The sequence below is a fragment of the Citrobacter sp. Cb031 genome (genome assembly GCF_030336725.1).
GTDB lineage: Bacteria > Pseudomonadota > Gammaproteobacteria > Enterobacterales > Enterobacteriaceae > Citrobacter > Citrobacter braakii.
In genome coordinates this window covers 612757-636041 of sequence record NZ_JAOWDA010000034.1, presented here as the reverse complement: position 1 = coordinate 636041, position 23285 = coordinate 612757, and the positions used below count along the sequence as shown (strand labels likewise).

The window sequence follows — 23285 nt, the reverse complement described above, 5'->3', positions numbered from 1 at the left end:
AGGGTGCCATTACCCTCCAGGACCAGGAAAGTCTTCAGGATATGGCTATGAAAAAACTGTTGTTAGTGTGTCTGCCGGTACTGCTTAGCGGGTGCAGCGTGTACAACCAATTTGTCGAGCGTATGCAAACGGATACCCTCGAATACCGCTGTGACGAAAAACCCCTTACCGTGAAGCTGAACAATACCCGTCAGATGGCGAGTTTTGTTTATGATAATCAGCTATTGAACCTCAAACAGGGCGTGTCGGCATCAGGTGCTCGCTATACCGATGGTATTTACGTCTTCTGGTCTAAAGGCGACGAGGCAACGGTCTATAAACGAGACAGAATTGTGCTAAATAACTGTCAGTTACAGAACCCGAAGCGTTGAGATTTTCACCTGGGCGGCGCACAATAGCGTCACCCACTGACAATCCGTAGCCAACATCATGTCTGATAACGACGAATTGCAGCAAATCGCGCATTTGCGCCGTGAATACACGAAAGGCGGTCTCCGCCGCCGCGATCTTCCCGCCGAACCCCTTGCGCTGTTCGAGCGCTGGCTGGGGCAAGCCTGTGACGCCAAACTGGCCGATCCCACTGCGATGGTCGTTGCTACCGTCGATGAAAACGGTCAGCCTTATCAGCGTATCGTGTTGCTCAAACATTATGATGACAAAGGGCTGGTGTTCTATACCAACCTCGGTAGCCGTAAGGCACATCAGATTGAGAAAAACCCACGCATCAGCCTCCTGTTTCCCTGGCATACGCTGGAACGGCAGGTGATGGTGATCGGCAAGGCTGAGCGCCTTTCCACGCTGGAAGTGGTGAAATACTTCCACAGTCGCCCACGTGATAGTCAGATTGGCGCCTGGGTCTCTAAGCAATCCAGTCGTATCTCCGCGCGCGGTATTCTGGAAAGCAAATTCCTCGAACTGAAGCAGAAGTTTCAGCAAGGAGAAGTTCCACTGCCCAGTTTCTGGGGAGGCTTTCGCGTAAGTATTGAGCAGATGGAGTTCTGGCAGGGTGGCGAAAACCGTCTGCACGATCGTTTTTTATACCAACGCGAAGATAACGCGTGGAAAATTGATCGCCTGGCCCCCTAAAGATGCAAAATTCTTGTTTTAAGCGCTGGTGCTGAACAATCCGGCGCTTTATTCTATGTTTCTTTCGCATCAGGCGAAAAGTCGTGTACCGGCTAAGGTGCAGTCGTTTTATACATGGAGATTTTGATGGCAAGCAGTAACTTGATTAAACAATTGCAAGAGCGGGGGCTGGTGGCCCAGGTGACGGACGAGGAAGCGTTAGCAGAGCGACTGGCGCAAGGCCCGATCGCGCTCTATTGCGGCTTCGATCCTACCGCTGACAGCTTGCATTTGGGGCATCTGGTTCCATTGTTATGCCTGAAACGCTTCCAGCAGGCAGGCCATAAGCCTGTCGCACTGGTGGGTGGCGCAACCGGTCTGATTGGTGACCCGAGCTTTAAAGCCGCCGAGCGTAAACTGAATACCGAAGACACCGTGCAGCAGTGGGTGGATAAAATCCGCAAACAGGTTGCGCCGTTCCTCGATTTCGACTGTGGCGACAACTCGGCGATTGCTGCGAACAACTATGACTGGTTTGGCAGTATGAATGTACTGACTTTCCTGCGTGATATCGGCAAACACTTCTCCGTTAACCAGATGATCAACAAAGAAGCGGTGAAGCAGCGTCTGAACCGTGACGATCAGGGGATCTCTTTTACCGAGTTTTCTTACAACCTGCTGCAGGGTTATGACTTTGCCTGCCTGAACAAACTGCACGGTGTTGCGCTGCAGATTGGCGGTTCTGACCAGTGGGGCAACATTACTTCGGGTATCGATTTGACCCGTCGCCTGCACCAGAACCAGGTGTTTGGTCTGACCGTTCCGTTGATCACTAAAGCTGACGGTACGAAATTCGGTAAGACGGAAGGCGGCGCTGTGTGGCTGGATCCGAAGAAAACCAGTCCGTACAAATTCTACCAGTTCTGGATTAACACCGCCGATGCGGATGTTTATCGCTTCCTGAAATTCTTCACCTTCATGGACATTGAAGAGATCAATGCGCTGGAAGAAGAAGATAAAAATAGCGGTAAAGCGCCGCGCGCCCAGTATGTTCTGGCTGAGCAAGTAACGCGTCTGGTTCACGGCGAAGAAGGTCTGGTAGCGGCAAAACGTATTACCGAAAGCTTGTTCAACGGTAATCTGAGCGATTTGAGCGAAGCGGATTTCGAACAGCTGGCGCAAGATGGCGTGCCGATGATCGAGATGGACAAAGGTGCCGATCTGATGCAGGCGCTGGTGGACTCCGAGCTGCAACCTTCTCGCGGCCAGGCACGTAAGACTATCGCGTCTAATGCGGTGACCATCAACGGTGAGAAGCAATCCGATCCGGAATATTTCTTCCAGGAGAGTGATATCCTGTTCGGGCGCTACACCTTACTGCGCCGTGGCAAGAAGAACTATTGTCTGATTTGCTGGAAGTAAGATTTAGTTAGCAGGGGCGTGGGAAACTACGCCCCTTTATTTTTTCAGGGTTGTGGTAAGTAAAATGAAGAATATCCTCGCCATCCAGTCCCACGTTGTTTTTGGTCATGCGGGCAACAGTGCAGCAGAATTTCCAATGCGTCGTCTTGGCGCAAATGTCTGGCCGCTGAATACCGTTCAGTTTTCTAACCACACACAGTACGGCAAATGGACCGGTTGCGTTATGCCGCCGAGTCATCTGACTGACATTGTCCAGGGCATTGCCGATATCGATAAACTCCAGACTTGTGACGCAGTACTGAGCGGCTATCTTGGCTCGGCTGAACAGGGCGAGCATATTCTGGGTATTGTACGCAAAGTAAAAGCGGCCAATCCGCAGGCGAAATATTTTTGTGACCCGGTGATGGGCCATCCGGAAAAAGGGTGTATCGTCGCGCCGGGCGTAGCGGAGTTTCATGTACGCCATGCGCTTCCAGCCAGCGATATTATCGCCCCGAATTTGGTTGAGCTCGAAATTCTGTGCGAGCATGCGGTGAACAATGTTAATGAGGCCGTGGCGGCAGCGCGTGAGCTCATCGCTCAGGGACCAGAGATTGTGCTGGTGAAGCATCTGGCTCGCGCGGGTATCAGCGCAGATCGTTTCGAGATGCTGTTAGTTACCGCTGAACAAGCGTGGCATATCAGCCGACCGTTAGTCGATTTTGGTGCTCGTCAACCGGTTGGCGTGGGTGATGTCACCAGCGGCTTATTGTTGGTTAAACTGCTGCAGGGCGCGTCTTTACAGCAGGCGCTGGAGCACGTGACGGCGGCGGTGTACGAAGTGATGATTGCCACCAAAAAAATGCACGAGTATGAGCTGCAGGTCGTGGCTGCGCAGGATTGTATCGCGAAGCCTGAACACTACTTCAGCGCGACGCAGCTGTAACCAATGCCCGATGGCGCTCACGCTTATCGGGCCTGCGTTTGGCTGAAGGCCGGGTAAGCGCAAGCGCTACCCGGCAACAACAATTAATTTAACCCTTCTGCTTTCAACGCCGCGCCAACCGCCGGACGTTCAGCCATACGCGCCATATACGCATCGATATTGCTTAACCCTGCCATATTCAGCTTAACCGCATACGCCCAACGCAGCACGGTGAACAAATAGGCGTCCGCAATGCTGAAGCGCGAACCGCAGATCCATTGGTTATCTTGCAGCGCGTCGTTCACATACTGCATTTTTTTCTCCAGCAGCGCGCGAACGGTTGGCTTGAAGTCTTCCGGCGTATCGGGACGGAACAGTGGGGTAAAGCCTTTATGCAGTTCTGTCGCGATGTAGTTAAGCCATTCAATGGTTTTGTAACGGGAGAGGCTGCTGGTCGGGGCAAGGAGTTGACGGTCTGGAACGGTGTCCGCCAGGTATTGCATGATGGCGACGCCTTCGGTCAGTAGCGTACCGTCATCCAGCAGCAGCGCGGGAACTTGCCCTTTTGGGTTTACCGCGAAAAAATCATCGCCGTTTTCCAGACGCTTCTTCATCAGATCAACACCATCCAGCGTGAAATCTTTACCGCTCTCACGAAGTGTGATGTGGGAAGCAAGAGAACAAGCGCCCGGTTTGTAGAACAGTTTCATCGGTAACTCCTTTTGGCTGAGGTATATCGTATGGTAGTGCTAGCTCAGGCAAAAAAAAAGCCGCTAACACCAGTTAGCGGCCTGAAAAAGAGTTTCCCTGAGAATTACGCTGTCGCGGCCTTAGAGGCTTTCTCATTGACGTCATCGTCCTGAGTCATACGATTCAGCTTCGGTGCCGTCAGCAGCATCAGAACAGCGATAACAGCCGTAGCAACACCAATCTGCAGGAACACACGACCGTAGACTTCAAGGGACATCAGCGGGTCAGTGACGTTCTCTGGTACAGCCATCATGTTGGCTACGTAACCACCGATGATGTTTGCACCGGCAGTGGTCAGGAACCAGCTACCCATGATGAAGCCCATCAGGCGTTGCGGAACCAGCTGAGCCACCATTGCCAGACCCAGACCGGAGATCATCAGTTCACCGATACTTTGCAGACCGTAGCAGATGATCAGCCAGTTAACGGAAACGATGCCCGCATCGGTAGCGAATTTAGCACCCAGAGGCAGGATCAGGAACGCACCGGAACACAGCACCATACCAATCGCAAACTTGGTTGGCATCGGCAGGGTATCGCCCATCTTGTTATAGATAGCGGCGAGGATTGGGCTACCAATGATGATCCAGAACGGGTTCAGTGCCTGGTACTGCTCAGGTTCGAAAGCAATGCCAAGAATAGAGTGCTCAACGTTACGAATCGCGAAGAAGTTCAGTGAGGTCGGCATCTGGCTGTACAGCACGAAGAAGATAATCGCTTCCAGCATCAGAATGAAGGCGACGATCATTTTACGACGCGCAGCACCGTGCATGGTGAATGCTTCTTTACCGAAGATAAACACGATACCCAGAGCAATGACGCCCAGAACCATACGTGCGATCTGCTGGTTGTGCAGCAACCAGGTTGCAATCGCGATCAGCACCACGACGCCAACAATAGTCAGCAACAGGTTACGGAAGTTGATCGGCTCAAAGTCAGGTTTAGAACCGTACTGTTTAACCCAGCGCTGACAGAATGCGAAGTTAACAACGGTAATCAGCATACCCACGACGCTCAGAGCGAACGCGGTGCTCCAGCCGTAATGCGCAGCCAACCACGGTGTTGCCAGCATAGAGAAGAATGAACCGATGTTGACGGACATGTAGTACATGGTAAATGCACCATCAAGACGCGGGTCATCTTTGGCATAGCAGGTAGAGAGCAGGGATGATGGGTTTGCTTTAAACAGGCCGTTACCGACCGCGATGGCCGCCATGCCCATATAAACGATACCCGCATCGTGACCAGACCATGCTACCAACGCATAACCGATGGCCAGGACAACGGCACCCAGCATAATGACACGTTTTGTACCCAGAACTTTATCACCTAACCAGCCGCCAATGGCAACCAGACCGTACACCAGGGCGCTAAAGGACGAGAAAAGGGTGATGGAATCCGCTTCTGACATACCCAGTTGTTTAACCAGGTAGACGGCCATAATTCCTTGCAGGCCGTAATAACCAAAACGCTCCCACAGCTCAATAGAGAAAATGAGATAGAACGCTTTTGGTTGTTTGAAGGCGTTTAAACTCACGCTTTCTGTTGGTTTATTGTTTGCAGTAGACACTTTTACCTCTTTTTTTACATCCCATATCAACGGGGGTGTTCAGGCACGTGATGAGTCAAGTTCATCCGTCCGATTGTTATAGTGGGAGGGGAAACGGCAAGTAATGTTCACTATCTTGACCATTCAGACAAGTGGTTTGTAATAATCTGTTACATATATCATGACTGGTGAAATCGTCGGGACTGTGAAATGTTATCTAGCGTTAAATTTCTTCATTTGAAAAATGGCAGATTTTTACACTGTTTAATTAGGGTGAAAACCGCAATGTGGCGATATGTTCTGCTATTTGCGCTTGAATCCAGTGATATAGGCCATTATCTGAAAAATAGCCAGTGTAATGTTTTGTTTAGAAACTGTTCAGTTAGGTCATCTGATTGTCACTTTAACTAAAAAATAAATATTTTTTAACATTATGTTATCTGGATGATCTGGATCACGTATAGATAGAAATTTCTTTTACTAAAAAAACGATTAACCTGCTCAGGTGTTAATTAACAAGAATATTGCATTAGATATGGGCGGTTGAGCGGCATCATTGTCGGGAAAATAAACTCAGGGGAGTGCATAACTAATCGTTATGTTAGCGAGGGGCAAGCAGTATGCCCCGGCAGCATCAGATATCGACTTTCTCTTTGAATTCGCAAAGATCTTCGATAATGCAGGAACCGCAGCGCGGCTTTCTGGCTATACAGGTGTAGCGGCCATGAAGAATTAACCAGTGATGGCAATCGACTTTAAATTCACTAGGTACGACTTTCAGCAGCTTCTCTTCAACCTGCTCGACGTTTTTACCCGGGGCGAACTGGGTACGATTACAAACGCGAAAAATATGGGTATCTACGGCAATAGTGGGCCAGCCAAAGGCGGTATTTAACACCACATTAGCCGTCTTTCGCCCAACCCCGGGCAGGGCTTCTAATGCGGCCCGGTCTTCAGGCACTTCGCCATTATGTTGCTCCAGCAGAATGCGGCAGGTTTTAATCACGTTCTCCGCTTTGCTGTTAAACAAACCGATTGTCTTGATGTAGGACTTAACCCCTTCAACGCCAAGCTCCAGCATCGCGGCTGGCGTATTGGCGATGGGGTAGAGCTTAGCCGTCGCTTTATTGACGCTGACATCGGTGGCCTGCGCGGAGAGCAAGACTGAAATCAGCAGTTCGAACGGCGATGTAAAATTTAGCTCGGTTGTCGGATGCGGATTGTTCTCACGCAGGCGCGTCAGTATTTCCAGCCGTTTTGCTTTGTTCATTACACATTCCCTGTTTCACCGGCCGGACTGTCCGTGACAGCCGCCTCGGCACGACGTTTCTTCATTTTCTCATCAATCAGATACTTAACAGCCAGCATCAGACCCAGGCCAATAAACGCGCCTGGTGGCAGCATGGCCAGCAGAAACGGCGTATCGGTATGGAAGATCTCAACGCGCAATACTTTGGCCCAGCTACCCAACAAACCGTCTGCGCCATCAAAGAGTGTACCGTTACCAATTATTTCACGTAGCGAGCCCAGAACAAACATGGCGCCAGTTGCGCCCATGCCGATGGAAAAGCCATCGAGTGCGGATAGCGCAGGGCCTTTTTTGGCTGCGAAGGCTTCAGCGCGGCCAACAACAATACAGTTGGTCACAATCAGCGGGATAAAAATGCCCAGAGACTGATACAGGCCAAAAGCGTAGGCATTGATCAACATTTGCACCGCGCTCACCACGGAGGCGATGATCATGACATAAATCGGAATACGTATTTCAGGCGGTGTCCAGCGACGAAGGGCAGAAATCGTCAGGTTCGTCAGCGTCAGGACGAGCGTAGTCGCGAGTCCCAGGCCCAGCGCGTTAGTGGCGGTCGAGGTGACGGCCAACAGCGGACACATCCCGAGTAACTGCACAAGCGCGGAGTTATTTTTCCATAACCCTTGGACAATAACGTCTTTAATTTCGCTCATGGTTTATTCTCCACAGGCGCTAAGTTGAGGAAGTTTCGCGGGCAGCGTCTGCGCATACAAACCGGCGCGTTTTACTGCATTAACTACCGCACGCGGCGTAATGGTTGCGCCAGTAAACTGGTCAAAGTCGCCGCCGTCTTTTTTCACCGCCCAGTGAGCGTCGTTACCCGCAGCGATCGTTTTGCCGCTAAAGTGGGTGATCCAGTCGGACAGTCGCAGTTCGATTTTATCACCCAGCCCTGGCGTTTCATGATGTTCGGTCACCCGCGTACCCAACACGGTACCCGAAAAATCGACACCAACCAGCAGTTGAATAGCCCCGGAATAACCATCTGGCGCCGTAGCTTCAAGAATTGCTGCAACGGGACGATCGTCCTGGCGGGCAATATACACTCGGTGAGTGCCTTTGCCCAACGCCTGCGCATCGACCAGATAACAACTTTCGGACAAGTTATTATTGTAGCGATCGCCTGGCAGAACCTGATCGAACAGCGTTTTTTGCTGCAGCGCGGCTTGTTCATCAATGGTGGACTTGGTTAATTGATTGATTGCCGCGGTTAACCCCGTCGAGCCCGCTGCAAACAGCGCCAGAGTAATACCGTGTTTACGAATCGTTTTCAGCATAGGGAGTCCTTAGCGATGTCCGTACACGCGAGGGCGGGTGTAATAATCAATCAGGGGAACCGTGATATTTGCCAGCAATACGGCAAAAGCCACGCCATCAGGATAACCGCCAAAACTGCGAATCAACCACACTAACAGGCCCGCAAGTGCGCCAAAAATCAGGCGGCCACGGTTGGTTGTTGATGCTGTAACGGGATCGGTAAGAATAAAGAATGCACCCAGCATGGTCGCGCCGGAAAGTAGGTGCAACTGAGGCGAGGCCAGCGAATCTGGCGAGAAAATCCAGCCTAAAGTGGCACAAACGGCGAGCGACAGCAGGAAGCTAACCGGGATATGCCAGCGAATCGCTTTCTGCCATAGCAACACGACGCCGCCCACCAGCCAGGCAAGGTTAACCCACTGCCAGCCAGCGCCTGCAAGCATGCCGCTGTAGATTGGGTATTGCATCACCTGCTCAACAGTACGTCCCGCATGCAGCGAAGTCTTAAAGGTATCGAGAGGTGTTGCCTGACTGATACCATCAATACCCATACGCAGCGTGTTCATATCCCCGCCGCTGGCGGTATGTCCGCTAAAGATAACGTTCAGGGCGTCAAAAAAACCAGGCACAGTCGCCGCAATTTCATGCGGCGGCAGCCAGCTTGTCATCTGTACCGGGAATGAAATAAGCAGCACCACGTAACCAATCATGGCGGGGTTAAACGGGTTCTGACCGAGGCCGCCATACAGTTGTTTAGCAATGATAACGGCGAATACCGTGCCTAAAACTACCATCCACCAGGGGGCGAGCGGGGGAATACTCACGGCCAGCAGTAACCCGGTGAGAAATGCGGAGTTGTCTTTTAAAATCGCGACAATGGGTTGTTTGCGCAGTTTAAGCACGCCCGCTTCGGCGGCGATAGCGCTGATGGCGGCCAGAACTATCTGGAACAACGTACCCCAGCCAAAGAACCACAGCTGAGCGGCGATCCCCGGCAATGCAGCCAGTAACACCAGCATCATGATACGCGATGTCTGGCGCTGGTTATGGGTATAAGGGGAGCTTGCTATTCTGAATACCATTTATTCCTCGTTTACAACCTGCTGCTGGGCGGCTTTCTTTGCCTGAGCGCGTGCAATAGCGGCCGCGACGGCGGCTTTACGCGGATCCACCGGTTCGACTGTTTCCGTAACCGCCTGCTGCTCGAGCTTGCGAGCTTTGGCGCGGGCGATAGCCGCTTCCACGGCGGCTTTACGCGGATCCACCGGTTCGGCTGTTTCCGTTACGGTTTCCTGTTCAAGCTTGCGGGCTTTGGCACGAGCGATTGCCGCTTCCACTGCAGCTTTACGCGGATCCACCGGTTCGGCTGTTTCCGTTACGGTTTCCTGTTCAAGCTTGCGGGCTTTGGCACGAGCGATTGCCGCTTCCACTGCAGCTTTACGCGGATCCACCGGTTCGGCTGTTTCCGTTACGGCTTCCTGCTCAAGCTTGCGGGCTTTAGCACGAGCGATTGCCGCTTCCACTGCAGCTTTACGCGGATCGACCTCTGTGTTGCTGCCTCCAGCTTGGGGAGGGTTTTCCATCCGGGTTGCGCGAGCTTGCGCCTTACGCGCCTCGCGTGCGGCAATCACGGCACTATTGTCAGGTTTTTCGCCAGCCTGAATGACTACCGGCTGCATTGCCTGAGCCTGCTTTTCTTTTACGCGAGCCAGCGCGGCGGCAATGGCATCATGATCTTTAGCCGCAGGCTGAACGGCTGCGCTTTTGTGACGTTCAAGACGTGCTGCTTTTTCACGTTCGAGTCGCGCCTGTCGGGCTTCAAATCGCGCTTTCGCTTCAGCGGCACGTTTTTCTTCCTGACTAATGGCATAAATCTCGGCTTTTTCCTGACGGAAATACTGCACCAGTGGAATATTGCTTGGGCATACCCAGGCGCAGGCACCGCATTCAATGCAGTCCGCGATATTGTGCGCTGTTGCTTTGTCGTGCTGTTGCCCTTTACTGAACCAATAAAGCTGTTGCGGCAGGAGATCGGCCGGACAGGCATCGGCGCATGCGCTACAGCGAATGCAGCCTTTCTCTTCCGGCGTTTCTCCCATTTCACTGGCAGAGGGCGCCAGAAGACAGTTGGTTATCTTCACCACCGGTACATCCAGCCACGGCAGCGTAAAGCCCATCAGCGGCCCGCCCATAATCACCATCTGGTCGGCGGAAGGGCAGAAGCCTGCGTCGTTGAGCAGATGACGAACCGGCGTGCCTAAACGCGCCCAGACGTTGCCCGGACGGCTGACGGCTTCGCCGGTCAGCGTCACGACACGCTCGGTAATCGGTTCTCCGTCAATCACCGCACGTTTAATCGCGTAGGCGGTTCCAACGTTTTGCATCAGCACGCCGATATCTGAAGAGCGTCCCCCGTGGGGAACCTGCTTGCCGGTCAGGATTTGCGTTAACTGTTTGGCCCCGCCTGACGGGTACTTGGTGGGGATCACGCGTAAGCTGATATCGTGTGAATCAGCCAGCACCGCGCGCAGCATGGAAATTGCCTGTGGCTTGTTATCTTCAATGCCCAGTAGAATTTCGCGTGGCTGAAGAATATGCGCCAGGATGCGGATACCTTCGACGACCTGCGCCGCGCAGTCCTGCATCAGGCGGTCATCAGCCGTAATGTACGGCTCGCATTCAGCAGCGTTAATGATCAGCGTTTCAATTTTATCTCCGCCGCCCTGCAGCTTAACGCCGGTGGGAAAACCCGCGCCACCCAGTCCGGCGACGCCGAACTGGTGAATACGTGCGATCAGCTCTTCCCGGCTGCGGGAACGGTAATCGACCCAGCCGTCTCGCTCAATCCAGCGATCTTCGCCATCGGCGTCAATAATAACGCTCAGCTCAGCTAATGCCGATGGATGTGCAGTAGAATGCGGCGCAATAGCAACAACGGTGCCTGACGTTGGCGCATGTACCGGAAGCATTTTACCACGCCCAAGGGTTAACGCCTGACCACGCAGCACGGTGTCGCCTACGTTTACGCACAGCTCACCCTCCGCGCCAATATGTTGTTTCAGCGGAATAACAAAGCGTGGCGCCAGCGGAACCTGTCGCAGCGGCGTACCGTTCGACTGGGTCTTCATTTCTGGTGGATGAATGCCGCCATCAAAGTCCCAGATTTTGTTTTTTCTGAATGCAGAGAATAACTTAAACATGTTGTTCCACGGGAATGATGCGCACAGGGATGGTGTTTAAATCCCATTTCCAGCTATCAGGTGTCTCGGCCACCGGGCGTAATTCGATACATTGCGTCGGGCACGGGTCAACGCACAGGTTGCACCCGGTGCAGAGATCGCTCATCACTGTGTGCATAGCGCGGGTCGCGCCCACGATCGCATCAACCGGGCAGGCCTGAATGCACTTTGTACAACCGATACAGTTATTTTCATCAATGACCGCCAGCATACGCACGGGGGTAATATCGTGTTCATCACCATCAATCGGTTGCGGGTCGACGTTCAGCAGGGCGGCAATTTTTAACATCACCGCTTCGCCTCCGGGTGCGCAACGGTTGATTTTTTCGCCCTGAGAACCGATCGCTTCAGCGTAAGGATGACAGCCCGGATAGCCGCATTGTCCACACTGGCTTTGCGGGAGAATTTCATCAATTTTCTCCACGACAGGATCATCTTCGACGGCAAAACGTCGTGAGGCGTAACCCAAAATAGCGCCGAACGCCAGACCCAGTAGACTCACTGCGGCAACGGCAATCCAGATAGCATTCATTACAACTTCACCAAACCACTAAAGCCCATAAAGGCCAATGACATTAAACCAGCGGTAATCAGCGCAATCGCATTACCGCGAAACGGAGCAGGCACGTCCGCCACGGCGAGGCGTTCGCGGATCGCGGCGAACAGTACCATCACCAGCGAGAAGCCGACGGCGGCGGAAAAACCGTATAGCGCCGACTGTAAAAAGTTATGACCGAGATTGATATTCAGTAACGCCACGCCTAATACCGCGCAGTTAGTGGTGATCAGCGGTAGGAAGATCCCCAGCAGGCGGTAAAGTGCAGGGCTGGTTTTGCGTACAACCATCTCGGTAAATTGCACGACGACGGCGATGACCAGAATAAAAGCCAGCGTGCGCAGATAGATGAGATTGAGTGGAATAAGGATCCAGGTATCAATCAGCCATGCGCAGATGGATGCCAGTGTCATGACAAACGTCGTGGCAAGGCCCATACCCATTGCGGTTTCCAGTTTTTTGGAAACGCCCATAAACGGGCAGAGCCCCAGAAACTTGACCAGTACAAAGTTATTGACCAGTACAGTTCCGACAAACAGCAGCAGGTAATCAGTCATTTTTCGGCCTGAAATAAAAAAGCCGCCTATTATCTGACAATCTACAACAGGCGACAACAGGTTAACTGTAGGGTTATTACGGATTCACAAACGTCGATTTAACGCGTTGCGAGCGTTTGAAATAGGGCACCAACAGTGCTGCAGCCAGCAATGGGAACAGCAGTTGGCGCACGGCAAAGGCGTCCGGAACCGGTGAAAACGCAAACGCTTTAATCGCCAGTAACACGGAGATCAGCAGCCATAGAATATAATGCTTAGGCACACAGGCTCTGCGTTTGAAAAACGCAATCGTCAGCCACAGCGTGTAATACCACATGGCAATCGCGGTAATAAAAGAGACGCCCCATAACAGCAAATTTGCCGTACTTTGCGCACCCAGCGTTTGGAAGGTTTGCGGTGTAGCCAGCGCAGTGACATAAAGTAATAACGCCAGCGAAGCGCTCAACAATGCGACTAACAGCCAGGCCAGTGGCCCAAGTAGCCAGCCCCCGATACGTTGTGCCGGTGTGGTAGTCATCTCTTCTCCAGGTTTACGCGCGCAATCAAACATGCCATTCATTTTGGGGCAATTATTATAAAGCTTTTAACGTTGAGCGCTACTTTCTTCTTTATTGCACGTAATGCCAGACTGATTTGGGTACCTGACCAACATCAAACAGACGACCTCCTGAGATAAGCTCGGCACGGCGATGGTCTGCAGCGCGATACATATTGATAATGTCGCTATCGTCGGTGAGCGTGTAGTTAAGATGGTCGAACAGTTTTTCCAGACTTTCGAGTGAACTGATTTTGCGGAATTTTAATAAGTAATCCTGAACAGTCATAAATGGAAATCCATATTAATAAAATAATACCAACGGAGTAGTAAATATAAATAATAAACAACATGCACAGGTAAAAGCGGATTGACGCGCAAATGTGAGAAGAGTGTTCATACCTGTGGAAAAGCAGGCGCTATGCGCACCTGCGGTAAGGGTAACGCGCTTCGCTACAGCAGGCAATATGCACCGGAGTGGGATGCGGCATTATTCTCTTTTTTTGACAAAATTCGATCTTTTGCAGCCAAACCTGCCGTTACTAGATGTTAATTGCCGGGTTATAAGGGACTGCAGATGCTTATTTCTTCTGCACAGCAGCAACGGGCTCCGGTGGCTGGTAATTGTCAATATGATTGGCAACACCCAGCAGGATCACAGAGACGGTGAGAACAATCCAACCTGCTAATTCAATAAGACGATTCATTACTGATGACATTTGCTTTGATTTATCCATAAACACAGGCTGCAAATGTTACTAATCTCTCAATAATACAGCAAGATAATTGGGAACGATTTCTCCCTCTTTTTCGCTGCAAGTTAAGCATAAGTGGCATATGTTTGACTTAAGTTAATAAACAACCTTTGTAGCGCAATGGTTATTAAACTATTGAGACGTTGCAGGGTATGGTGTGAAATAGGTCAGTCCTGAATTGAGAGGCTATAACATGAGTGACAACATCCGCGTTGGGCTAATTGGCTATGGTTACGCCAGTAAAACCTTCCATGCCCCCCTGATTGTGGGCACACCGGGCCTCGAACTGGCTGCGGTTTCCAGTAGTGATGAAGCAAAAGTGAAGGCAGACTGGCCAACGGTGGCGGTTGTTGCTGAGCCTAAACACCTTTTTAACGATCCGAATATCGACCTGATTGTGATCCCCACGCCTAACGACACTCACTTCCCGTTAGCGAAGGCTGCGCTGGAAGCGGGCAAACATGTGGTTGTTGATAAGCCTTTTACCGTGACACTGTCACAAGCACGCGAACTGGATGCGTTGGCGCGTAGCCTTGGCCGCGTGCTGTCCGTTTTCCATAACCGCCGCTGGGACAGTGATTTTCTGACGTTGAAAGCCCTGCTGGCGGATGGCGTTTTGGGGGAGGTGGCGTATTTCGAATCCCATTTCGATCGATTCCGCCCCCAGGTTCGTGACCGCTGGCGTGAACAGGGGGGGCCGGGAAGCGGCATCTGGTATGATTTAGCACCGCATCTTCTGGATCAGGTGATTAACCTGTTTGGTTTGCCCGTCAGCATGACGGTAGACCTGGCTCAGCTCCGCCCAGGTGCGCAAGCGACGGATTACTTCCATGCCATCCTGACTTATCCGCAGCGTCGTGTGATTCTGCACGGCACCATGCTTGCTGCCGCTGAGTCGGCCCGTTATATCGTGCACGGATCGCGTGGCAGCTATGTGAAGTATGGTCTTGACCCGCAGGAAGAGCGCCTGAAAAATGGCGAGCGACTGCCTCAGGAAGACTGGGGTTACGACATGCGCGATGGCGTGTTGACGCGAATAGAAGGCGAAGAGCAGGTTGAAGAGACCTGGCTGACTGTACCGGGTAATTACCCGGCGTACTATGCTGGCATTCGTGATGCGCTAAATGGTCACGGTGAAAACCCGGTACCGGCGAGACAAGCTATTCAAATCATGGAGCTGATTGAGCTGGGTCTTGAATCGGCGAAACATCGCTCGACGCTGTGCCTTGCCTGATTAGGCAAATGCCGGATGGCGATGCTCAGCATCTCATCCGGCACTTTAACCGTCACGCTGCCGCGACTTTCTCGCGCAGGGCACGTTTTTCTTCGTTACTCAGAAATGCCATTTCCAGGCCGTTGATTTGCGCCTGACGGATCTGTTCGCGCGTGAGTCCTGCTGCTGGTGCGGCAATGGTGTACTCGTGAATAATATCCACACCCTGTACCGCCGGATCGTCCGTATTCAAGCTGGCTAAAACGCCATGCTCAAGGAATGTTTTCAGCGGGTGGGTTGCCAGAGAGGCGACGGTGCTGGTCTGAATGTTCGATGTCAGGCAGGATTCGATGCCGATACGGTGTTCGGCGAGGTAATCCATCAATGCACGATCTTCAACGGCTTTTACGCCGTGACCAATACGTTCTGCGCCCAGCTCTTTAATAGCCTGCCAGATACTTTCTGGTCCCGCGGCTTCGCCCGCATGCACGGTAATACGCCAGCCGGCGTCGCGCGCCTGATTGAAATGCGACAGGAACAGACTGCCCGGGAAACCGAGTTCGTCACCAGCCAGATCCAGCGCCGTAATATGGTCACGGTGGGCTAACAGCGCATCCAGTTCCTGCAGGCAGGCGGCTTCGCCGAAGGTACGGCTCATAATGCCAATTAAGCGAGCTTCGACGCCAAAGGTCTTGCAGCCCTCGCGTACGCCGGCAATGACGGCTTCAACTACGCCCGCAACCGTGAGCTGATGCGCCATCGCCATATAGCCGGGTGAAAAACGTAATTCTACATAGTGCAGACCGTTACGTGCTGCATCCTCAATATTCTCAAATGCCACGCGGCGACACGCATCCAGCGAGGCCAGTACCTTCACGCCCCAGTCGAGCTTGGATAAAAAGCTCACTAAATCCGGCTCAGTTGATGTGACTTGCACATGAGGGATCAGCGTTTCCAGCGTTTGTGCCGGAAGCGTTAAATTGAACTGACGACCCAGATCCAGGATCGTTTGGGCACGGATGTTACCATCAAGGTGGCGATGGACGTCGGTCAGGGGGAGGGAAGTATCAATCATGGTCGCACTCGTGTATTTAGGTAAAGTGCGTCGTATTATATGAAAAAATCGGGATAAAAAGCTATGTTGCGCAATGAATAATTTCATTGCGCAAACTTAATTAACGTACAGAACGGATGGCGTTAATCAGCCCCTGAACGCCTTTTTCAAGCTTGGATCTTGGGCATCCGGCATTGAGGCGTACAAAACCGCGACCTTCTTCTCCGTAGGTATATCCCGGCATGATAGCGACTTTCTGCTGGTGGATGAGAACATCCTGCAAGGCATGGTCATCAATATTGAGCGGACGCAGGTCAATCCATGCCAGATAGGTGGATTGCGGAATCTGCCAGTTGAGTTCGGGGAATGCGGCATTAAGCTCACGCGCAACGTAATGCAGATTGCTGGCAAGATAATCGCGCAGCGCATCAAGCCAGCTTGCACCCTGTTGATAAGCGGTAATATGTGCGCTAAGCGCCAGCACCGCAGGCGAGGAAAGACCATCGCGGCCTTTTAACGCGCTGAGGTAATCGTTGCGGCTTTGAGCATCTTCAATGAGTCCGTAAGCCCCGGTTAATGCCGGAATATTAAAACTCTTTGAGCCGGAAGTGAGCAGTGCCCAACTGCCACGCGCGACGTTACTCCACGGGATGTGCGGCCGGTCTGACCATACCATATCCATATGAATCTCATCGGAGATAACTTTTACACCATGGCGCTGACACAGTTCCGCCATGGTTTCCAGCTCGTCGCGCGTCCACACTTTGCCCGTTGGGTTTTGTGGGCTGCAAAGCAGAAGAATTTTGCTTTCAGGTCGAGACAGGGCTTTCTCCAGCGCAACCATGTCGCAAAACCAGCCGTCGGCGCGTTTTTCCAGTCCGACTGCGTGTACCTGGCGCTGATTACCTTCAATCGCTTTGTAAAACGCATCGTAAGCCGGAGTATGGATAACCACCGCATCGCCCACGGATGACCACTGGCGGATCAACTCCGACACCATATAGATGACCGAGGGGCCATATACCAGCGACTGAGGATCTATTTGAGTGTTATGTCGCGAAAGAAACCAATGGCTTATCGCCGCCAGAAACTCATCGTTTTTCCAGCGGCTGTAACCCAACACGCCATGTGACAGGCGCTGAGTCAGCGCCTCCAGAATGCAAGGTGCGGTGGCAAAATCCATATCGGAGATGGTGAATGGCAGCAGGTCGGCTGAACCAAAACGGTCGGCAACGTAATCCCACTGAGTACACCAGGTACCGTGCCTGTCCACAACCTTTGAAAAATCAAACATATTGTTGTCCTTAAGCCTGTACGGTGTTCATCAGAACCGCGATCTCGTCTTTCACTGACTGGACCTGCGGACCGATAACGACCTGAAGGTTATGCTGATTGAGTTGTACTACGCCAATGGCACGATTGTCCTTCAGAGCCTGTACGTTAACAAGCGACATATCTTTCACTGACAAGCGCAGACGGGTGATGCAATTATCCAGGCTGACAATGTTTTCTGCGCCGCCCAGCGCCGCCAGAATAGCAGGGACGTTGTAACCTGATTTACCAGGCGCTCCGGCCATTACTTTTTCGATATTGCTGGCAATTTCGACTTCACGGCCCGGCGTCTTCAAATTGAAACGCGTGATGGCGAAGCGGAAGATCACGTAGTACACCGCAAACCAGATAGCCGCGACAACAGGGACCAGGTACCACTTGGTGGACAATCCGTGCAGGATGCCGAACACCACGAAGTCAATCAGGTTACCGTCAGTGTTACCGATAGTGACGCCAAGCACCGCCATCACGGTGAAGCCAAGACCGGTTAGCAGGGCGTGGATTACATACAGAACCGGAGCGACGAACAGGAATAAGAACTCGAGTGGTTCAGTTGTACCGCCGATGACACAGGCAATCAGGCCAGAAATTAATAACCCTTTAATTTTATGACGATTTTCAGGGCGTGCGCAGTGGTACATGGCTAATGCCGCACCCGGTAAACCGCCGAGGAACGCCGGCATTTTACCCTGGGACAGGAAACGTGTTGCGCTTTCAGAGAAACCTTGCGTTGTCGGGCAGCTCAGTTGAGCCTGGAAAATAGTCAGTGCGCCGCTCACGCTATGGCCGCAGACTTCCTGTGTGCCGCCAGCTTCGGTGAAGCGAATGAGTGCCACCAGAATATGGTGCAGGCCAAAAGGCAGCAACAGACGTTCACCGGTACCAAACAGCATAGGACCAAATTCCCCCGCGCTATTGATGATGTGACCGAGTCCGGTAATGCCCATGGCGAAAACCGGCCAAATCAGGGGAATGACCAGCCCGACCAATCCCATCACCACCGAGGAGATGATAGGCACAAAGCGCGTACCACCGAAAAACGCCAGCGCATCCGGCAGACGAATGTTGTGGAAGCGTTCATGCAGCATCCAGACAATGATCCCGGCAATAACGGCTCCGAGGATCCCGGTGTCGATCGACTGGATCCCCAGAATGTTTTGCACGTTGTTGGCTTTCAGGATCGCCGCATCTGTGGTGGGTAAGATACCTTTGGCGGTTAACCAGAAATTGACGGCGAGGTTCATGACCGCATAACCGACAAAACCGGCGAACGCCGCAACGCCTTTGTTCTCGCGCGCCAGGCCCAGAGGAATGGCAATACAGAACATGACTGGCAGGAAGCTAAACGCAAAAGAGCCAACTTTACTCATCCAGGTAAAGATGGCCTGAAGCAGCGGATTCCCCAACGCCGGGATCAGCGTTAAGACATCATGGCTGCTCAACGAGCTGCCGATCCCCAACATGATCCCGCAAAATGAAAGCAGCGCTACAGGCAGCATAAAGGTTTTGCCCAACTGCTGGAAAAATTCCCATAACGTTATTTTTGGTGTGGTTCTCGCCGTCATCAAACGACTCCTTGTAAAGGCTAGCTGACTAATGATGGCGAGAAGATAAAACGTTTTACCTAATTTTAGTGCGGTATAAATCACATTATCGAACGATAATAGGAGGTATAAATATAAGTGATTGATAAAACGTTTTATCTGTCACGTTATCAGGGAGTTTTCTGTTTTTATGGCTATAGCCAAAAAAATAACCATCCATGATGTTGCGCTGGCTGCGGGGGTTTCGGTCAGCACCGTCTCATTGGTGCTCAGTGGAAAAGGGCGAATTTCATCAGCGACCGGGGAGCGGGTGAATGCTGCTATTGAGCAACTGGGGTTTGTGCGTAACCGCCAGGCATCAGCGCTGCGCGGCGGGCAGAGCGCAGTAGTTGGTTTGATTGTACGCGATCTTTCAACGCCGTTTTACGCCGAGCTGACGGCAGGTCTGACGGAAGCGTTAGAAGCGCAGGGGCGCATGGTCTTCTTATTGCACGGCGGTAAAGATGGGGAGCAGCTGGCGCAGCGTTTCGCGATGTTACTCAACCAAGGGGTAGATGGCGTGGTCATTGCCGGGGCCGCTGGCAGCAGTGATGCACTGCAACAGTTGGCCGCTGACAAAGGGATCCCGGTGGTATTTGCATCACGCGCCAGCTACATGGATGACGCAGACACCGTCAGGCCCGATAACATGCAGGCTGCACAGTTACTGGTTGAACATCTTATCCGCCACGGACACCAGCGTATTGCCTGGCTGGGCGGGCAGAGTTCTTCATTGACTCGCGCAGAGCGCGTCGGCGGTTATTGTGCAACGTTACTAAAATATGGTTTACCGTTTCATAGCGACTGGGTGCTGGAGTGCTCATCCAGCCAGAAGCAGGCCGCAGAAGAGGTAACGGCGCTGTTACGCCGCAATCCCACGATCAGCGCGGTGGTGTGCTACAACGAAATAATCGCCATAGGCGCCTGGTTTGGCCTGATGAGAGCAGGACGTCAGAGTGGTGAAATTGGTGTCGATCGCTATTTCGAACAGCAAATATCGTTGGCCGGATTCGCTGATGTGGCGGAAAACGCGTTGGACGATATCCCGATTACCTGGGCCTGTTCGCCCGCGCGTGAAATGGGATACACCCTTGCTGAACGTATGCTACAACGCATTGCCCACGATGAAGGTCATTCACGCAATCTGACGCTTTCCGCTCGTCTGGTGGCGGCGAAATAAAAAAGCCCGATAAACACTGTTATCGGGCCTGTCACTGACGAGTGATTATTGTTGCGGGATGGCAGGGGTATCCGGCTGTGTAAGAGAAGGCATACCGAACATACCAACAAACTCATCCAGCGGCATTTTTTGTCCGTTCAGCGTCACCTGGCCGTTTGCGTATTGCAGGCTGGTGCCGATAACGTTGTCCTGCAAAGTCGTAATGCGGAACATCTGCCCCATCGCCGCCAGGCCATTAACCTGTTGCTTCGCCAGACCAGCCGCTTCTTCCTGCTGATATCCTTCCAGTTTGGCAATTTGCGTCATGAACTCAGTCGCCATATCGACAGGGATGGTCAGTTTCGCATCCAGCGATTTGACGGAACGATCCACTTCCTGGGCCAGCGTTTGCGGCTCCACCGTGTTTGCTGTCGGATCTTTTAGCAGCAGTGACAGATTAAATGTGGTTTCACCTTTTGCATTCTTCCAGCTCAGTGGAGCAATGGTGACAACCGGTTCGCCTTTCATCAAAATCGGTAGCGCATTAAAGAAGGCTTCGGTGACTTTCTGCTGATAAAGCTCAGGATTTTGGACCACATCAATCTGCGCCATCAGCGCTTTGGTTTGGGCGCTGTACTGCTGGCTGAACTGGTGCAGCGCTTCACCGTCAATCTGGCCAACTTTCAATGTCAGCTTACCGCTCCCCATATCCTGGCCCTGCAATTTCAGGCTGTTCAGGGTGTAATCCAACTGGCTGTTGACGGTTTTGCCATCGTTAATCAGATCGGATTTGCCATCGATACCCATGCCTTCCAGCACCGCCAACTCTTTGCCCTCAACTGAAATCGACAGTTTTTCGAGGGACAATTTCTGATCGCCGATGCGCTCACCAAAGCTTGCGATACTGCTGGAACCTTCAGTTTTCAGGTTATTGAAAGTAACTTGTACTTTCTGATCATACTCATTGACGGCATTAACCAGGCCACTTTGCGCCTCGCCAGTCAGCGACACCGCATTACCATCCTTATCTGCCGTAAACTGGAACTCCCCGCCGCTAAAGGCCACTTTTTCGTCGCCTTTCTCGTAGTTCAGCGGTTTGAGGGAGAGATCGGAACGGGTATCCCCACTGTAGCCAATACGGGAATTAATGATGAATGGCGTCTCACCTTTGGCAATATCAAACAGCGGTTTCGTCACGTCGTTATTGACCAGCGTCGTTTTCACGGAGGCCATTGCCGGAACAAGATTCAGTGATTTCAGCTGAGCCAGCGGGAAAGGGCCGTGATCCACGGTTTCATTCAGGACGATGCTTTGTCCCGGTTTCAGCCAGGAATCTGCCTGCCCGGCAACAGGTTTCACCACCAACTGCAGTTGGCTATTGAACACGCCGCGCTGGTAGTTTTGATAACTCAGTTCAATGCCTGCCTCTGGGGAGTAGCGTTTTAACTGATCGTTTGCCTGCGTCACCATCTCGGCGAGATGCGTTTCGAGTTTCTTTCCTGTGTACCAGGCGCCGCCCGTCCAGACGATACCCAGTGCAACCACCACACCCGCAGCTACCAGCGATTTTTTCATTTTGATATCCATAAAATAAAACCAGGCGTTTGAAGACGCCTGGAGGAGTGACATGTCTTTAACTCACTACAGCTTAGCAAGAGTTGTTAAAAATATCAGTATCTTGCTACAGCTTGTTATAAACCCGAGCTAAACGGCCCGTGCCGCTGACGTTTACCGGCGATTCATTCGCGCTAATAAAGGCCGACTCACCCGGCTGCAGCACCAGACGCTGCTCGCCCTTGCTCAGCACGGCTTCACCTTCGATGCAGAACAAAATGGCCGCACTTTGCTGGCTGATATCTGCGCCATTGGCGGTCAGTTCATGCAAGGAGAACGCGAAATCGTCGACCGGAATGGGGAAGTCCAGTTCGCTGTCAGTCTTAACTGGCGTGGTCAGCAGTTGATTGGCTGGCTTGGCGACAAACTTAACGTTGGCGACCAGCTCCGGGATATCAATGTATTTTGGCGTCAGTCCGGCGCGCAGCACGTTGTCCGAGTTAGCCATTACCTCCAGCGCCACACCTTGCAGGTAGGCGTGTGGGGTTTCGGCAAATAAGAACATCGCTTCGCCAGGATTGAGTTTCACCACATTGAGCAGCAGCGGGGAGAAGAGCCCGCTGTCATTCGGATAGAAATCGGCGATCAGGCGAATGGTTTGCCACGGTTCACCCTGCTGGCTGTTCAGCGCCGATTTCAGGATCGCCAGCGCATGGGATTTCTCCTCATCCTGCATATTCAGCAAGCTGGCGAAAAGATAGCTCAGACGTTCCGCGCTCGGTTCCTGCAGGAAATGCGCAATAGCCGGATGCGCGGCGGAAACCGGTTGTAACAATGCGACAATGTCAGAGAACTCGCGGAATGCGTTCATCGCCAGGAACGGTGTCAAAGCAAAAACCAGTTCCGGTTTGTGATTAGGATCTTTGTAATTGCGCTCGGCGGCATCCATCGGGATCCCCGCCGCGTTTTCTTTGGCAAATCCGATTTCAGAGTTGTGCTTGTTAGGATGAACCTGAATCGAAAGAGGTTGCGCGGCGCACAGCACTTTAAACAGGAAAGGCAGTTCACCAAAGCGTTTCGCAACGGCATCGCCTAACAGTGCGGATTTATCGTGTTCGATGACATCACGCAGAGCGACCGTCTGGCCGTTAGCGTCCAGAACCTGCGAACTGCTTTTCGGATGCGCGCCCATCCACAGCTCAGCCATCGGTTGCTGAGTGGGGTTGGCAATCCCATAAAGTTCCGTTAACGCAGTTTTACTTCCCCAGGCGTAGTTCTGCACTGAGTTGATGAGTTTTTGCATTCTCAAGCCCTGTTTCAATGTGGAATTTTCTACGGCTATTAAACCAAGAAACCCTGAGCGAAGTAACCTGCACATGTAAAAAGTCGTACTTGTCTCAGTTTTTGTTAAAAAATTGTGTAGGATATGGTGACTCGCTTTTAATACCCTGAGTAATTCCGGTTGCAGAAAGCCTTTCCTTCTACAACCCGA

The 23285-nt window shown here is 52.2% G+C and carries 23 protein-coding genes; 6 read left to right on the top strand and 17 right to left on the bottom strand.

The window, feature by feature from the left end; genetic code table 11:
- Positions 1–41 precede the first annotated feature (41 nt).
- From mliC to pdxY, 4 genes are all read left to right on the top strand, one after another.
- Positions 42–371 (top strand): C-type lysozyme inhibitor, encoded by a 330-nt coding sequence (gene mliC, locus OGV93_RS19480; RefSeq protein WP_085951051.1) that lies wholly within the window; start codon positions 42–44, stop codon positions 369–371.
- 58 nt (positions 372–429) lie between these two features.
- Complete coding sequence (gene pdxH / locus OGV93_RS19475) at positions 430–1086, top strand: pyridoxamine 5'-phosphate oxidase (RefSeq protein WP_003029169.1); 657 nt, start codon at positions 430–432, stop codon at positions 1084–1086.
- Positions 1087–1212: 126 nt separating this feature from the next.
- Entirely contained in the window at positions 1213–2487 is a 1275-nt protein-coding gene (gene tyrS / locus OGV93_RS19470) for a tyrosine--tRNA ligase (RefSeq protein WP_047500530.1), read from the top strand.
- A 64-nt stretch (positions 2488–2551) separates the two neighbouring features.
- Positions 2552–3412 carry a pyridoxal kinase PdxY gene (gene pdxY, locus OGV93_RS19465; RefSeq protein WP_019076734.1) on the top strand — a complete coding sequence of 287 codons (861 nt, stop codon included), beginning with the start codon at positions 2552–2554 and terminating at the stop codon, positions 3410–3412.
- A gap of 83 nt (positions 3413–3495) precedes the next feature.
- On the opposite strand, the gene gstA is transcribed toward pdxY, so the two are convergent.
- The 12 genes from gstA to blr form a co-directional block, all read right to left on the bottom strand.
- The gene (gstA, locus tag OGV93_RS19460) at positions 3496–4101 is read right to left on the bottom strand and encodes a glutathione transferase GstA (RefSeq protein WP_103928189.1); all 606 of its coding nucleotides are present in this window, start codon (positions 4099–4101) and stop codon (positions 3496–3498) included.
- A 104-nt stretch (positions 4102–4205) separates the two neighbouring features.
- Positions 4206–5711, bottom strand: a complete 1506-nt coding sequence (dtpA, locus tag OGV93_RS19455; RefSeq protein WP_016153003.1) for a dipeptide/tripeptide permease DtpA — start codon at positions 5709–5711, stop codon at positions 4206–4208.
- Positions 5712–6324: 613 nt separating this feature from the next.
- Positions 6325–6960, bottom strand: coding sequence for an endonuclease III (gene nth / locus OGV93_RS19450; RefSeq protein ID WP_016153004.1), 636 nt, complete (start codon positions 6958–6960; stop codon positions 6325–6327).
- Positions 6960–7652, bottom strand: a complete 693-nt coding sequence (locus OGV93_RS19445) for an electron transport complex subunit E (RefSeq protein WP_016153005.1) — start codon at positions 7650–7652, stop codon at positions 6960–6962. Before OGV93_RS19445 ends, nth begins: the two co-directional genes overlap by 1 nt.
- Before the next feature lie 3 nt (positions 7653–7655).
- Positions 7656–8276, bottom strand: coding sequence for an electron transport complex subunit RsxG (gene rsxG / locus OGV93_RS19440; RefSeq protein ID WP_047358431.1), 621 nt, complete (start codon positions 8274–8276; stop codon positions 7656–7658).
- Positions 8277–8285: 9 nt separating this feature from the next.
- Complete coding sequence (gene rsxD / locus OGV93_RS19435) at positions 8286–9338, bottom strand: electron transport complex subunit RsxD (RefSeq protein WP_287110017.1); 1053 nt, start codon at positions 9336–9338, stop codon at positions 8286–8288.
- On the bottom strand, positions 9339–11456 hold the full coding sequence (rsxC, locus tag OGV93_RS19430; protein WP_287110016.1) for an electron transport complex subunit RsxC: 2118 nt from the start codon (positions 11454–11456) through the stop codon (positions 9339–9341).
- Positions 11449–12027 (bottom strand): electron transport complex subunit RsxB, encoded by a 579-nt coding sequence (gene rsxB, locus OGV93_RS19425; RefSeq protein WP_049281812.1) that lies wholly within the window; start codon positions 12025–12027, stop codon positions 11449–11451. The genes rsxC and rsxB overlap by 8 nt, the downstream gene beginning before the upstream one ends.
- Positions 12027–12608 carry an electron transport complex subunit RsxA gene (rsxA, locus tag OGV93_RS19420; RefSeq protein ID WP_003029144.1) on the bottom strand — a complete coding sequence of 194 codons (582 nt, stop codon included), beginning with the start codon at positions 12606–12608 and terminating at the stop codon, positions 12027–12029. Before rsxA ends, rsxB begins: the two co-directional genes overlap by 1 nt.
- A 76-nt stretch (positions 12609–12684) precedes the next feature.
- Positions 12685–13125, bottom strand: a complete 441-nt coding sequence (locus OGV93_RS19415; protein WP_016153009.1) for a DUF2569 domain-containing protein — start codon at positions 13123–13125, stop codon at positions 12685–12687.
- Between the two features lie 91 nt (positions 13126–13216).
- On the bottom strand, positions 13217–13432 hold the full coding sequence (ydgT, locus tag OGV93_RS19410; RefSeq protein WP_003832804.1) for a transcription modulator YdgT: 216 nt from the start codon (positions 13430–13432) through the stop codon (positions 13217–13219).
- A 292-nt stretch (positions 13433–13724) separates the two neighbouring features.
- Positions 13725–13850: a division septum protein Blr gene (gene blr, locus OGV93_RS19405; RefSeq protein WP_019076739.1), complete on the bottom strand. Its 126-nt coding sequence runs from the start codon at positions 13848–13850 to the stop codon at positions 13725–13727.
- 241 nt (positions 13851–14091) lie between these two features.
- On the opposite strand from blr, the gene OGV93_RS19400 reads away from it, so the two are divergent.
- The gene (locus OGV93_RS19400) at positions 14092–15132 is read left to right on the top strand and encodes an oxidoreductase (protein WP_287110014.1); all 1041 of its coding nucleotides are present in this window, start codon (positions 14092–14094) and stop codon (positions 15130–15132) included.
- Positions 15133–15184: 52 nt separating this feature from the next.
- On the opposite strand, the gene add is transcribed toward OGV93_RS19400, so the two are convergent.
- The 3 genes from add to malX all read right to left on the bottom strand — a co-directional run bounded on the left by add (position 15185) and on the right by malX (position 19062).
- A complete protein-coding gene (gene add / locus OGV93_RS19395) occupies positions 15185–16186 on the bottom strand; it encodes an adenosine deaminase (protein WP_287110012.1) in 1002 nt (333 codons plus the stop codon).
- Positions 16187–16286: 100 nt separating this feature from the next.
- The gene (locus OGV93_RS19390; protein ID WP_287110010.1) at positions 16287–17459 is read right to left on the bottom strand and encodes a MalY/PatB family protein; all 1173 of its coding nucleotides are present in this window, start codon (positions 17457–17459) and stop codon (positions 16287–16289) included.
- Between the two features lie 10 nt (positions 17460–17469).
- A complete protein-coding gene (malX, locus tag OGV93_RS19385) occupies positions 17470–19062 on the bottom strand; it encodes a maltose/glucose-specific PTS transporter subunit IIBC (RefSeq protein ID WP_075848264.1) in 1593 nt (530 codons plus the stop codon).
- Between the two features lie 169 nt (positions 19063–19231).
- Between malX and OGV93_RS19380 the strand changes: the two genes are divergently transcribed.
- Positions 19232–20260, top strand: coding sequence for a Mal regulon transcriptional regulator MalI (locus OGV93_RS19380; RefSeq protein ID WP_287110008.1), 1029 nt, complete (start codon positions 19232–19234; stop codon positions 20258–20260).
- 45 nt (positions 20261–20305) lie between these two features.
- On the opposite strand, the gene OGV93_RS19375 is transcribed toward OGV93_RS19380, so the two are convergent.
- Both OGV93_RS19375 and manA read right to left on the bottom strand, forming a co-directional pair.
- On the bottom strand, positions 20306–21814 hold the full coding sequence (locus tag OGV93_RS19375) for a YdgA family protein (RefSeq protein WP_137367591.1): 1509 nt from the start codon (positions 21812–21814) through the stop codon (positions 20306–20308).
- A gap of 106 nt (positions 21815–21920) precedes the next feature.
- Positions 21921–23096, bottom strand: coding sequence for a mannose-6-phosphate isomerase (manA, locus tag OGV93_RS19370; protein WP_049041450.1), 1176 nt, complete (start codon positions 23094–23096; stop codon positions 21921–21923).
- Between the last annotated feature and the right edge of the window lie 189 nt (positions 23097–23285).